Raw genomic sequence first — 14,820 nt, 5'->3', positions numbered from 1 at the left:
ACGGAGAGATGGTCGAGTTGGTTTAAGGCACCGGTCTTGAAAACCGGCGTGCATGTGAGTGCACCGTGGGTTCGAATCCCACTCTCTCCGCCATTTTTTTTATGGAGAACTACTCAAGCGGCCGAAGAGGCGCCCCTGCTAAGGGCGTAGGTCGGGAAACCGGCGCGAGGGTTCAAATCCCTCGTTCTCCGCCAAAAGCATCTAACGAAAGTTAGATGCTTTTTTATTTTATAGAAATTTATTATTATTATTTAACTTATATAGTGTTTTAAGTTTTAAAGTTAATTTATACATCTGCCTAAGTCAAGATAAATCAAGAATATTCTTAATGAATAAGTTAAGGACTTATATTAAAACTTTATATAGGATTTTAAGTTTTAAACTTAATTTATACATCTATTCAAGGAAAGATAAATCAAGGATATTTTTAATGAATAAGTTAAGTGTTTATGTAAAAACCTTATACGTGTTTAATTAATTTTAAAGTTTAACCATATAATAAAAGCTTATTTGAGTAATTATATTAAAAAGTAATATAATTAACTTAAGGACTTTTATTGTTATAAAATAAATAGACAGTAGATAAATAGTTTTAGGAGGAATTTACAATGCTAAAAGGAGATAAGGTTTTATTAAAATCTATAGAAAGAAGAGATATACATGTATTTTATGATATATGGTGTGATGAAGAAGTGAGAAAGTATGATGCCTCATCTTTACTCTTACCTTCTAAGGATTTTTTACTTGAAAATTTCTCGAAATTTGTATCAGGATCTAAAAAATATTTATCAATAATTAATGAAAAAGATGTACTTATAGGATATATCACTTATGAAGAGTCAGGGGATTTAACAGGAACTTATACTTTCGGTATTACCATAGGAAAAAATTTTTGGGGGAGAGGATATGGTACTGATGCAATTAAAACCCTATTAAAATATTTATTTTTAAGCAAGGCTGCCCATAGAGCAGAGCTTGAGGTGGTTGAGTTTAATGAAAGAGCTATAAAGTGTTATAAAAACTGTGGATTCAAGGAAGAAGGAAGGAAGAGAAAAAGATATTTTTCAGCAGGAGTATATAGTGATGTAATAATTATGGGTATAATCAAAGAAGAATACTTTGAATTACAAGGAATTAAAATATCCATATAGTAACCTAATTAAAGTAAGTTTAATCTATATAGAGTCTTACTTTAGTTAAATTTCAAAGTTTAAAATGAGTTTAGATATTTACAGATATAACACTAATTTTGTGAGGTGATAAAACTTATGAGTTTAAGATTTATATATGGGAGAAGTGGAACGGGAAAGAGTTACTTTTGTCTTAATGATATAAAGGAAGAAATAGATAAAGGAGTATCAAATAAATTGATACTTATAGTACCAGAACAATTTTCTTTTGAGTCAGAAAAAAGACTTCTTAGACATACAGGAGATAGTGGAGTTTTTAAGGCTGAGGTTTTAAGCTTTAAGAGGCTATGCCATAAGATATTTAATACAGTAGGGGGAATAACTCATAGACGGTTAAATGATGCTGGTAAGGCTATGATTATGTATAGTGTATTAGACAAAGTGAAAAAAGAACTACAAGTATTTCAAAGAGCCAGCTCTAAACAAGGATTTACAGATGTACTTATAGATATAATAACTGAGTTTAAAAGATATAATATTACCCCGGAAATATTAAATGACACACTAAATAATGTAGAGAATGGAGATCTTAAAGGTAAGCTTGAAGACTTATATAGAATATACAGTATTTTTGAGAGTAAGTTACATGAGAGTTATATAGATGGTGAAGATGAATTAACTATGGCTTATGAAAAAATAGATGATTTTAAGTTATTAGATGGAGCAGAAATATGGATAGATGAATTTTCTACCTTCACGCCCCAACAATATAATATTATAGAGAAACTAATGAAGAAAGCTAAGAGGGTAAATATAACTCTTTGTTCTAATGGTCATAATTATTCTCAAGAAGTAGAGAGTGAAGATATATTTTCAATAGTTCAAGGTACAGAGAATAATATACTTCAAATAGCCATGAACAACAACATAGCTCTTGACAATGATATAGATTTAAATAGAGAAGATTGCTATAGATTTATAAATGCCAATGAACTTCTTCATGTAGAAAGAAACTTTTTTAAGTTTCCTTATAACTTATATAAACCTTCAGTTGCAAATTTAAGAATGTATAAAGCATTTAACCCTTATGAAGAAGTAGATTGGATTGCTAGAGATATAACATCTTTAGTCAGGGATAAAGGATATAGATATAGAGATATAGCAGTTGTATGTAGAGACTTAGATTGTTATGAAAAAATAGTATCAGTTATATTTAATGACTATAATGTTCCATATTTCTTAGATAAAAAGAGAGAACTTACTGATAATCCACTTATTGTGCTAATATTATCTATATTTGATATAAAGAATAGAAACTGGTCTTATGAAAGCATATTTAGATATTTAAAAACAGGAATATTGGATATAGAAAGAGAGAACATAGATATTCTTGAGAACTTTGTATTAGCACATGGAATAAGGGGGAAGAAGTGGCAAGAGTTTTGGCAGTATGGACTTAAGTCAGCTAAGAACCAAGAAGAGTATAAAAGAGATGTATTAAATCCTATAAATGAAATTAAGGATATTATAATAGAACCATTAAATAAATTATATGAAAAGATGTCTAAAAAGTGTACTGTTAGAGAATTATGCACCTATATATATGAATTTTTAATTGAGGTAAATGTCTTAAATAAGGTGCAGAGTTTTGTGGAAGAATTTAAAGAGAACGGTGATAATGAAAAGGCTAATGAATATGACAAGGTAATAGATGTAGTACTTAAGGTTCTAGATCAGATAGTTGAGATAATGGGAGAGGAAAAGGTAGATTTAGATAGTTTTATAAATACATTAAATATAGGACTAGAGAGGCAAGAGATAGGGTTAATTCCTGTATCATTAGACCAAGTAATAGTTGGAGATTTAGCTAGAATCAAAAGTCATGACTTAAAAGCCGTATATATAATAGGAGTTAATGATGGAGTTTTTCCAAAGGTGTCTAGTGAAGAAGGAATACTTTCTGATGACGATAGATCTATGCTTAAGGAGCTAGGAGTTGCAATATCTGCAGATACTAGGACAAAAGCTTTTGAAGAAAACTTTTTAGTATATAATGCTATAACTATGGCAAGTAATTATATGGTTATAACCTATCCATTATCAGATATGGAAGGGGGAGCATTAAGACCTTCAGTTTTAATATCTAGGTTTAAAAAGTTATTTCCAAAGTTATTAGAAGAAAGTGAGTTATTTAAGACTAAGGAAGATGAGATTCTAGGTAAAATAGTAGCGCCAGAGCCTACATTTAACGAACTTATATCTGTTATGAGAACCTATTATGACAACAATGAAACTGTAAAAGACATATGGTCAGAGGTTTATTCATGGTTTAAGGATAAGGAAGGTTGGAGGGATAAGGCTGAAAGAGTATTTAAGGGGTTAAGCTACAATAATCAGGTAGGAAAAGTTAATGAGTATAAAATAAAATCATTATATAAGAGACCTTTTACATTTGATGTATCAAAAGTAGAAAGATATGCCCAATGTCCTTTTGCATATTTTGTTCAATATGGATTAAAAGCAAGAGATAGAAAGATATATGAATTTGGAAATCCTGACTTTGGATCCTTTGTACATGATGTTTTAGATAAGTTCTCAAAAAAGGTTAAGGAAGAAAATTTATCATGGAATGATATAGATGAAAATTGGTGCAAAGAAAATGTAGATAGATTAGTAGAGGGTTTAATTGATGAAGAGTCTATATTAAAAAGCTCATCTAGATATGAGTATATGTCTGGAAGAATGAAGAAGCTTATAACAAAATCAGTAACAGTAATATCAGATCATTTTAAAAGAGGAAGCTTTAATGTATTAGATAGTGAAATAATTTTTGGAGAAGGAAAACATAAGCCTATAAAACTTACTCTTAAAGATGGAGAAGAAATTAATCTAAGAGGAAGAATAGATAGGGTTGATGTATTAGAGCATAAAGATGAGCTTTATATAAGGATAGTAGATTATAAATCAGGAAATAAAAAATTTAGTTTAGAAGAGGTTTATCATGGACTTCAACTTCAACTACTTATATATTTAGATGCTATACTACAAAATGAGGAACTGCTTTTAAGTAAAAATGTTATACCAGGTGCAATACTTTACTTTAGAGTAGATGATCCTTTAATATCAACGGATGGAAAGATATCAAAAGATGAAATTAAAAGAGCAGTATTAAAAAACTTAAAGATGAATGGGCTACTTTTAAATAGTGCAGAAGTAATAATACAGATGGATAGAGAAATAAATGGATATTCTTTAATAATACCAGCTTATGTAGGTAAAAATGGGGTATCAGAAAATAACTCGTCAGTAGCCACAAGGGAGCAATTTAATATGTTAAGGGAGTATGTAAGGGAAACCATAGTTAAGTTATGTGAAGAAATGTTAAATGGTAATATTGATATACACCCAGTTAAAAAAAGCAATAACTCTTGCTGTGACTATTGTGATTTTAAGGCTATATGTCAGTTTGACTCTACAATAAAAAATAATAAATATAATACAGTAGTAAAAAAGAATAAGGAAGACTTATGGAAACTTATAGAAAACAAAGTTAAGGAAGGAGAGGAGGGCGAAACTAATGAAAACTAAGTGGACTAGTGAGCAGGAAAGTGCAATAGTTACGAGAAATTGTAACTTGTTAGTAGCAGCGGCCGCTGGCTCAGGAAAAACAGCAGTTTTGGTTGAGAGAATAATAAGGATGATTACTGATTTAAATAATCCTGTAGATATCGATAAGTTACTGGTAGTAACTTTTACTAAGGCAGCAGCATCAGAAATGAGAGAGAGAATAGGGGATGCTATATCTAAAAAGCTAGATGAAAATCCATCTTCAAAGGTATTACAAAGGCAGTTAACCTTATTAAACAAGTCTAACATAACAACTATGCACTCCTTTTGTCTTGATGTTATAAAAAATAATTTTCATCATATAGATTTAGATCCTAGCTTTAGAATAGCAGATCAAACAGAAATAATTCTTATGAAGCAGGAAATCATAGAAGAATTATTTGAAGATATGTATAACTTAGAAGATAAAAATCATGAGTTTTTTAATTTAATAGATGCTTTTTCAGGTAATAGGGACGATAAGAATATTCAGTCTCTTGTAGAAAGTATATATAGCTTTTCAATGAGTGGTCCTAGTCCAAAGATATGGCTGAGGAATAAGGCTGAGGATTTTAATTTAAAAGATGATTTTAATATGGCAGATTCTAAGTGGGTAAAGATACTTATGAAGGGTATAGAAGATGAAGTTAAATCCTTTATTAAGGACATAGAAAATATAAGAGATATATGTGAAGATGAAGGTCTTTTAAAGGCTAAGGAAAATATAGAAGAGACTTTAGGGGCACTTTATGTACTTATGGAGAGTATAGATAAGTCTTATGATGATATATATATAAGCTTAGGAAATATACCTTTTTCAAGGCTTACATTAAAGGGTGTAGAAGAGGATACAAAAGAAGTAATTACAAGTACAAGAAAAGATATTAAGAAAAGAATAGAAAAGCTTTATAACTCTATAAACTTTCCAATGGAAGAAAGTGTAGAAGCAATAAAGGAAATGTATCCTATTATGAAAGCCTTAGTAAATCTTATAATAGAATTTATGGATAGATTTGAAGAAAATAAGAGAAAAAAAGGGTTATTAGACTTTAATGACCTAGAGCATTTATGCCTTAAAATATTAAATGAAGGATACGAAACAGGTGAAGTTATACCATCACAGGTTGCACTTGGAATTCGCGAAAAGTTTGATGAGGTATTAGTAGATGAATATCAAGATAGTAACAATGTACAGGAAACTATAATTGATTTAGTATCAAGAAAGTTATCTGATAAACCTAATGTATTTATGGTGGGAGATGTAAAACAAAGTATATATAGGTTTAGGCAGGCAAAACCAGAATTATTTCTTAATAAATATAATACTTACTCTGAAGAAGAAGGGGAAAAGGATAGAAAAATCCTTCTTTATAAGAACTTTAGGAGTAGGGAAGAAGTGGTAGATGGAGTAAACTATGTGTTTAAGAAAATAATGTCTGAAATGGTGGGAGAACTTGAATACACAGATAAAGAGGCCCTAAACTTAGGAGCTAACTATAAGGAATGTAACGAGGAAAATTCAGAGGTTGGAGGAGCATTAGAATTTCATGTGGTTGACTTAAAAGAAGATGATGGGGAAGAAATAATTATAGAAGAAACCAAATATGAAGAAAATGAAGAGGAAGATCTTGATAAAATTCAAATAGAGGCAAAGCTTGTAGCATCAAGAATAAAAGATATTATGAGAGAAGATAAAGAAAATAAATTCATGGTATATGACAAAGGAATAGATGGTTATAGAGAAGTAAAGTTTAAAGATATAGTAATACTCTTAAGGGCTACTAAGAACTGGGCGGAAGTCTTTACAGAAGAGTTAGCTAAATCAGATATACCATCCTATGCAGATGCTTCTTCAGGATATTTTGATGCAATAGAAATAAAAACTATTATGTCCTTGCTTCAAATAATAGATAATCCCCTTCAGGATATACCAATGCTATCAGTTTTAAGGTCTCCAATATTTTCTTTTACCTCTGAAGAATTAATAGATATTAGGGTGTTTAACAGAGATAAGTACTTTTATGAGTCACTTAAAGACATAGCTAGTGGAAATCTGGAGAAAAATAATTTTGAATCAGGATATGTGGTAGAACCAGAACTTAAGGAAAAAGCATCTAGAGTTATTGAAAGTTTAAGTAAGTGGAGAGATAAGGCCATTCACATGCCTATAGATGAGTTTATATGGTATTTATATATGGACACTGCCTATTATGGATATGTAAGAGCTATGCCTAACGGGGTGCAAAGACAGGCAAATTTAAGAATATTATTCCAAAGAGCTAAGCAGTATGAAAAAACTAGCTTTAAGGGATTATTTAATTTTATAAATTTCATAAATAAACTAAAAAAGAATAGTGGAGATATGGGAAGTGCTAAGACTTTAGGAGAAAATGAAAATGTAGTTAGAATAATGAGCATACATAAGAGTAAGGGCCTTGAGTTTCCAGTGGTATTTTTAAGTGGATGTGGAAAGCAATTTAATGATTTAGATTTAAAAGGTCAAATATTATATCATGAGGAATTAGGTTTTGGCCCAGACTATGTTAATTATGATGATAAATTTAAATTCCCTACTATAGCTAAGGAAGCAATAAAGAAAAAAATAAAAATGGAGAATTTATCTGAAGAGATGAGAGTTCTTTATGTTGCTTTTACAAGAGCAAGAGAAAAATTAATAATAACAGGGACTTCAAAGGATTTAAGAAAAGATTGTGAAAAATGGGGTAAGGCAATAAGAAATAGAGTTAATGACAAAATTCCAAGTACAGAAATATTTAATAGCAAGAGATATTTAGATTGGATAGGAATGGCCTTAATGATTCATAGGGATGGTGAAATACTTAGAGATTATTCACAGGTAGAAGTAAATTCAAGTGAATCTGAGAAGTTATCCACATGGAAAGTATATAATTATAATAAATATGATTTAATTGTGGATAAAGTATTGGAGGTTGTGGATGAAAATCTAACAGAAGAAGAATTCTTTGAAACAAGATTAGAAAAAGTAGCTTATGGTAATGAAATTAATAGAAGATTAGATTGGAAATATTACTATATTGAAGCTTCAAAGTTACCAGCTAATATATCTGTATCTGAATTAAAGAGAAGCTCATTACTTGAAGAGAATCAAGGAGAAATCTATAACTTATACGAAGAAAAGAAAGAAAATATAATAAGAAAGCCTTTATTCTTACAAGAAAATAAAGGGCTTAGTGCAGCGGAAAGAGGTACTGCAGTTCATGGAGTTATGCAACATTTAGACCTTAATAGGGTAGAGAGTGTTGAAGATATAAAAAAGCAACTTACATTAATGATGGCTAGAGAGCTTTTAACAGAAGAAGAAGTTAAGGCTATAAATCCTTACAAAATACTAAGCTTTTTTAATAGTGACATAGGAAGAAAGCTTTTAGAAATACATAAAAAGGATAAGGATCTTATTCATAGGGAGACACCTTTTTATATAGAGATTCCTAGTACAATTATAAATAATAGCTTAGAAAAGGATAAATACAAAGATGAGAAAGTAAGACTTCAAGGGGTTATAGATTGTTTTATAGAAGAAAATGATCATATTATACTAGTAGATTATAAAACAGATTATGTGGAGAATACCTCAGAAGCCATTAGTAGTATAAAAGATAGATATATGTCTCAATTAGATTATTACACTGAAGCCTTAGAAAGAATAACGGGTAAAAAGGTAGAAAAAAGATATATTTATTTATTTTATATAGAAAAGGTTATAGAATTATAAAAAAATCCCAGCTTTTAGCTGGGATTTTTTATTGATTCCTTTTTTAAACGAAGTATAAAGATACAAATTAATATTACATTAAATAGTATTATTATAGGGGAAATATATAGAATAATAGAAGACATAATAGGAAGTGAATAAAAAATATAACTGAATATAAAGCAGATGATAAATGATAGGTAATATATAAATTTATTTTTGATATTAAAAGATTCATTAATTATTTGACAAAATATAAAAATTTCAAGGATTATAACTAATAAAGATTTAGAATTCCAAAATAAAAGAAATATATATCTAAAGTTTGTGAATATTGGTATATATATGTTTTGGATAGCTAAGATAAAAGGCCAAGAGCTCTTTTTTATTAAATCTATTCCAAGTCTATATATACAAATAAACATAACCAAAAAAGAAAAAAAGAAAACTAAGGAAAATCCTCTAAGGGAATCTTTAAGGAATCTATGCTTATTAGAGGATTTTATAAATGGATGAATTATAAGTAATGCTTCAATAGTTGTAAAATAATATAAGGCTCTTAAACACCCTGACATAATATTACTAAAACTAGCATCTAATACGGGCATTATGTTTAAAATGCTTCCTTCATTAAGAGCAGTAATACATAATAATATTAATATGGTTATGGAGAGAGCCATTACTGTAGAGATTCGAACAAGGGCACCCAATCCTTTTAATGAAGCATATAATATAAACATACATAATATTAAAGACATTTTTATAGGGATAATAGTAGGAGATAAAAATGTCTTATTTAGGGATAATAGACTAGAAAGTATCTGACAAGGATATATTATAAACTGGAGTGAGAATAATAGGTTTAAAACATTTCCAAATTTATTCCCAAAGAAATCTTTATTAAGCTTAACTAGGGTCCTGTCACCACAGTATTTAATTACAACACTCATTAAATAGAGCATTGTAACTGGATAAATTAAGCTTATTATTAGACAAAGTAAGGCATCTTGATTAGCTATACTTACAATGTCATATGGAAGTTTTAAGGAATCTACTCCTAGGTATAGACAAAATATGAGTAATGTTAGTTGGGTACTATTGATTTTTTCTTTTTCTGGTATCATTTAAAATTCTCCTCTTCCAAATGTCTCTAGAGAAACTTTTATATTTACATCTATCCTTGACTTACAAACAATATCATTCCAATCTATATCTTTTCCGCGACCTTCTTTAGCTATAACATATCTTCCAAGTTCTAAACAATCAACCTTATATTTCATTTGCATATCTTCAATAAAAGAGTAACACTGTTTTCTTATAGTATCTTCTAACTTGTGTTCAACTTCCTTTATTTTTTCAGGAGATTTTGATAAGTTATCATACATACTATTTAGAATTACATCACCAATCATAGATACATTTATAGTAAAGTGGAATTTACCATCTGAATCTTTACTATACTTAACTTTTCTATAGGATTTAACGGCGCAATCTATGGATTCTTCATTAGATTCTTTGAAAGATATAATTCCACCTAGGTTATTTTCTCTTAATATATTCATGGTTTTACTATCATCAACGTCTAAATATTTTACTACCTTATCACCTTTAAATAAAGCAAGGCCTACTATATAAGGACTATTATTTTTTATATCTATATAAGGTAATACAAGATTTCTACCTTCAGAGGATAAGGAAGCATATATATCTATAAGTCTATAGTTTTCAGAAAAAAATGTTCCATAGTAAGAACTTTTTAACATACCTTCAATAAAATCTGCAATATCAATATCTCCGCTTAAATTTAGCTCTGACACATCTTTGCCATTAGCTCTTGTTATAGCACATTGACATAGGTCTGTGTAACTTCTAGTAGAAAAGAATAAATCCATACATTTATTTAGTCCTGTTTCAGAGAGCTTAGTACCAAATAATATAGCTTTTTGAAGTCCAGGAAGAATAGTACCTTTGGATGTTAAGTCATAATTTTCCCTAGCTTTACCTAAAGTTACCCCACTAGCAGTGGGATTTAACTTTTTCTTAGGCTCATTTTTTTTATAGGTATATGTGGTGTTTTCTATTAAGAAAACTTCTTCATCCCCTTGTTTTTCTATATCTAGAGCTGTTAATGAAGGGATAGTTAAATCTTCTATAGGGACATTTACTTTTTTATATACTAAGAATGTATATACACATATAGAAATTATAAATATTGTTAAAAGCTTTTTATTCTTCATCCCCATAACGCACTACTCCTTTTTAAATTTTGTAGGTATAGATTTAAAGGTTTCTTTAAGCTTATATAAAGGAGCTCTTATTAGAATATCCCCTAAATCAGATATATATAAATCTAGATAAGGAACCCCTAAATTTTTTAATGAACAAAGGTGCACTAGTATAAATGTAAGTCCAAGAGATATACCAAGAAACCCAAGGGCGTTAGATAATACTAACATAGGAAAGGTTAACATTCTTATAGTCAAGGACATTTCATAATTAGATATTAAAAAACTTGAAATAGTACTTACTCCAATGATAAAGAGTGTGGTTGGACTTACTATTTGAGATTGAACAGCAGTTTGACCAATTATAATACCTCCAGCTATACTTAGGGTTTGCCCTACCTTACTAGGCATCCTAAGACTTCCTTCCCTTAAAAACTCTATAACTATTTCCATAATGAGTATTTCTAAAAAAGGTGATAGTGGAATGCCTTGTCTAGATTGAATTATAGGGCTTATAAACTTAAGGGGTATTAATTCAGAGTTATGAGCAATAAGTGATAAGTAAAAGGGAGAGAGAGTAAGTTTTATAAATACAGCCATTAATCGTAGTAGTCTAATTAAGCTTGAAACCAATGTCCTTTCATTATAGTCTTCAACAGATTGAAAAAATTCAAAAAACACTGATGGTACTGTTAATACGGTAGGAGAACCATCCACAAATATAGCTATCTTACCACTCATTAGATGAGCTTTAACCCTATCTGTACGTTCAGTATAAAAAGCTTGAGGAAATGGGGAGTAAGTATTATCTTCAATATATTGCTCTAGAACTCCGCTATCAGTAAGATTATTAACTCTTAAAGAATTAATTTTTTTAATAAGTTCATTTAGTACTTCATTATCTACTAAGTCATTAAGATACAGTATAGACACCCTTGTTTCACTTCTAATACCTACAGTAAATGTTTGAGATTTAAGATTCTTATCCTTAAGTATTCTCTTAACAAGAGATAGGTTTATATCCAAGTTTTCAACAAAGCTTTCCTTTGAACCTCTAACAGAGGATTCATTTTCAGGTTCAGATATACTCCTTTGATTACAATCTGTAGTATCAAAAATTAAAAATGTTCTTATATTATTAAAGTATAATAAGGTTTTACCATTTTTAACTCCATCTATAGCCTTTAAAGTATTAGCACTAATATCTACTTTATAAAATGGTATATATTTTTCTAATATATACTGAGGGGTAGCCTCGTCTATAATTACTTCCTCATCAATGTTATTTATCAAAGGTTTTAGTATATTTTCATTTATTAAATTTTTATTTACTAAGCCATCAATATATATAATCATAGCTTTAATATTGTTTTTTCCTAAAAGAATACTCCTATTTACTAGGGAAGAATCAACTTGAACTTCTTTTCTTATATCTTTTAATACATCATTTAATTCATACATAAAATCACCCATTAATAGTATTAATATAAAGGATCTTTTTATACTAAATATTAGAGTATTTTGTAGAAATTTATCTAAAGAATAGTATTTGTATAAGTGATAATTTATAAATTGAGAAAAATATAAATATTTCATATATAAAGGCATCCTATGGAGTTTAATAAGAATATTTAAGGAATATAGGTAAGCCTTACATTAAGATAAGTAATAGAAGGTAGAAGAAATGCAAAAGAGCTGTGCAACTAAATAATTAGTTACACAGCTCTTTTGTATAAATATAAGTTTCTAACTCATGGAAGTTAAGCAAATGAAAAGCCTTATATGGAGAATAACAACATATATATAGGAATAAATATTAAGCTTAAAATGGTACTTAAAGATCCTATAGAGGTTGCAAATTTATAATCCGCATCATAAACTTTACAGATAATAGCTACCTGTGTCATTACAGGCATAGCTGCAATTATTATAAAGACCTCTTGAGTAAGTAGTGGAAGGTAAGTGTTTCTCATTAAAAGAGCCACTACCATAGGAGAAATTATAAATCTACCAATTAAAACAGTTAAGCCTGTAAGGTCGAGCTTTAAATCTTTTAATGAAAGCTCATGTAAAGTTATACCTATAAATAATAGGGGGAGAGGGGTAGTTAAACTTCCCATATACATACAGGTATCCATTACAAATTTAGGAGGAGTAATCTTAAATGATATTAGTATTATAGCTACAATAAAAGCAATTAATGGAGGGGTACATAAGTTTTTAAGTACATTTTTTATACTAAATGTTTTTTCTATATGACCGCCATCTTTCTTTATAAAATAAACTCCAACTGACCAAAAGAGCAAAGTGTTTACTATGTAATAAATTAGTACATAAGGAATAGATTCATTTCCAAATAAAGATACACTAACAGGTAAACCTATAAATATTGTGTTGGATAATGAAAACATACAATAAAATGTTCCACGTATATTTTTATCTACATTAAGGAATTTAGATATTATAAAACCTAAAAAAAAGTTAATTAACATAGATATAAATGGAATAAAAAGCATATTACTAGAACTTATAAGACTTTCTAAAGAAAAAGTTGTTAATAGGTTGTATATCATAAAACAAGGTAAAGATACCTTGATAACTATTTTAGAGAATATAGAACCAACATCAGGATTTAATATTTTGATTTTAGTTAGAAAAAAACCAAGTCCAATTATTAAAAATATGGTTAATACACTTTGTAAAGCTTGCATAATAGGCATAGGGTAACCTTCCTTATTAAAGAATTTTAAACAATTAATTATATTATAAAGTAAACTTAAGGGTTAATATAGACTTTTTACTATATCATATAAGATTTCTTTTTTATTAAGAGAAGGATCTTCTAAGACTTTATTAAGCAATAGATTGAGTATTATACCTATATTCTTACCTTTTTCAATACCTAAAGTCATTAAGTCATTACCTGTTATACTAAGATCTTTTAAATATATAGGTTCATTATTATTTAGTATTTTCCTTAAAGATACTTCAATAGAACTTATAGAAGATAACATATTTTCCTTATTATCTAAACTTAAAGATAAAGCTTTTGATTTTTCAAAGGAAATCATGTGATTTAATAAGCTTAAGCTTTGAGAAGATAGGAATTTTTTTATCTTTACCTTTGAAGTAAAACTTATTAAATTATGACTTTCTCTAATAATTAAGCTACAGGATTCCACTGTATTATTAGAGAACTTTAAAGCCTTTAATGTAGAATTACAGATATTATAGTTTGATATATAGGAGTCATCACTATTATTAGAAAAAATATTAGCATTATAAAATAAGGCTGTTAACCTAAGAATTAGATCTTCTTCAGTACTATCAATTAGTTTAAGTAAATCCTTAAATATAACTTCATCAAAGGAAACATATATGTGTGGAATTATAAACTTAAGCAAGCCACATTTATGAAGAAGATTAATACCAACAGAAGGCTTTTTAGATAGAAGTATTTTGCATAACTCCTCTCTTATTCTTTCATTACTTACATTAGATATAAGATTATTATTACTTTTTATTGCTAAAAGTGTATCTTCCTCTATATTAAATCCTAAAGTAGAGGAAAATCTTATGGCTCTAATCATCCTAAGAGCGTCCTCTTTAAATCTTTTAGACCCATCACCAACAGACCTAATAAGTTTATTTTTTAAGTCATCCTTTCCGTAAAAGAAGTCCTTAAGACCTAACATAGGATTGTAAGCTAGGGCATTAACAGTAAAGTCACGTCTTGATAAATCTTCTTTTATATCACTAACAAAGGTTACATTAGAGGGATGCCTATTATCTAAGTAATCCCCTTCAGTTCTAAAGGTTGTAACTTCAAACCCTTCACCATCTAACATGACAGTTACTGTTCCGTGCTTTATTCCTGTAGGGATGGTATTAGGGAATAACTCTTCTGTACCTAGAGGAAGGCAGTTAGTAGTTATATCCCAATCCTTTGGAGTAATTTCAAGAAGTAAATCTCGTACACAGCCTCCAACAATATAGGCTTCATAGCCAGCTTGTGAGAAAGTATTTAATATATATTGAACCTTTAAAGGTAAATTAAACATAGATATCACCTTTCCTTAAATAATATATTTCTATAATAACAGAAGTGGTAGTAGAAATATAAGAA

Annotated in this window: 8 protein-coding genes and 2 tRNA genes; 5 read left to right on the top strand and 5 right to left on the bottom strand. The window is 28.8% G+C overall.

Annotated features, from left to right (window positions below):
• Positions 1 to 2 precede the first annotated feature (2 nt).
• The 5 genes from BR69_RS0110240 to addA all read left to right on the top strand — a co-directional run bounded on the left by BR69_RS0110240 (position 3) and on the right by addA (position 8,490).
• Positions 3 to 93: transfer RNA gene (locus BR69_RS0110240), tRNA-Ser, on the top strand.
• 10 nt (positions 94 to 103) lie between these two features.
• A tRNA-Ser gene (locus tag BR69_RS0110235) sits at positions 104 to 194 on the top strand.
• A gap of 414 nt (positions 195 to 608) precedes the next feature.
• Positions 609 to 1,151 (top strand): GNAT family N-acetyltransferase, encoded by a 543-nt coding sequence (locus tag BR69_RS0110230; RefSeq protein ID WP_027633109.1) that lies wholly within the window; start codon positions 609 to 611, stop codon positions 1,149 to 1,151.
• Positions 1,152 to 1,268: 117 nt separating this feature from the next.
• Complete coding sequence (gene addB / locus BR69_RS0110225) at positions 1,269 to 4,718, top strand: helicase-exonuclease AddAB subunit AddB (protein ID WP_027633108.1); 3,450 nt, start codon at positions 1,269 to 1,271, stop codon at positions 4,716 to 4,718.
• Complete coding sequence (addA, locus tag BR69_RS0110220) at positions 4,708 to 8,490, top strand: helicase-exonuclease AddAB subunit AddA (RefSeq protein WP_027633107.1); 3,783 nt, start codon at positions 4,708 to 4,710, stop codon at positions 8,488 to 8,490. The genes addB and addA overlap by 11 nt, the downstream gene beginning before the upstream one ends.
• Before the next feature lie 14 nt (positions 8,491 to 8,504).
• Here addA and BR69_RS22475 read toward each other — a convergent pair whose 3' ends face one another.
• The 5 genes from BR69_RS22475 to BR69_RS0110195 all read right to left on the bottom strand — a co-directional run bounded on the left by BR69_RS22475 (position 8,505) and on the right by BR69_RS0110195 (position 14,755).
• Positions 8,505 to 9,593: a GerAB/ArcD/ProY family transporter gene (locus tag BR69_RS22475; protein ID WP_027633106.1), complete on the bottom strand. Its 1,089-nt coding sequence runs from the start codon at positions 9,591 to 9,593 to the stop codon at positions 8,505 to 8,507.
• Positions 9,594 to 10,712: a Ger(x)C family spore germination C-terminal domain-containing protein gene (locus BR69_RS0110210; protein WP_027633105.1), complete on the bottom strand. Its 1,119-nt coding sequence runs from the start codon at positions 10,710 to 10,712 to the stop codon at positions 9,594 to 9,596.
• A 6-nt stretch (positions 10,713 to 10,718) separates the two neighbouring features.
• The gene (locus BR69_RS20365; RefSeq protein WP_160169948.1) at positions 10,719 to 12,155 is read right to left on the bottom strand and encodes a spore germination protein; all 1,437 of its coding nucleotides are present in this window, start codon (positions 12,153 to 12,155) and stop codon (positions 10,719 to 10,721) included.
• 317 nt (positions 12,156 to 12,472) lie between these two features.
• Complete coding sequence (locus tag BR69_RS0110200) at positions 12,473 to 13,414, bottom strand: AEC family transporter (RefSeq protein ID WP_027633104.1); 942 nt, start codon at positions 13,412 to 13,414, stop codon at positions 12,473 to 12,475.
• Positions 13,415 to 13,477: 63 nt separating this feature from the next.
• Positions 13,478 to 14,755 carry a CCA tRNA nucleotidyltransferase gene (locus BR69_RS0110195; protein WP_034849688.1) on the bottom strand — a complete coding sequence of 426 codons (1,278 nt, stop codon included), beginning with the start codon at positions 14,753 to 14,755 and terminating at the stop codon, positions 13,478 to 13,480.
• Positions 14,756 to 14,820 lie beyond the last annotated feature (65 nt).

Source organism: Clostridium hydrogeniformans DSM 21757 (genome assembly GCF_000686705.1).
In the GTDB taxonomy this organism is placed as follows: Bacteria; Bacillota; Clostridia; order Clostridiales; family Clostridiaceae; genus Clostridium_Z; species Clostridium_Z hydrogeniformans.
Note: the sequence above shows the minus strand (reverse complement) of the source record. Positions and strands in the feature narration are given on the sequence as shown.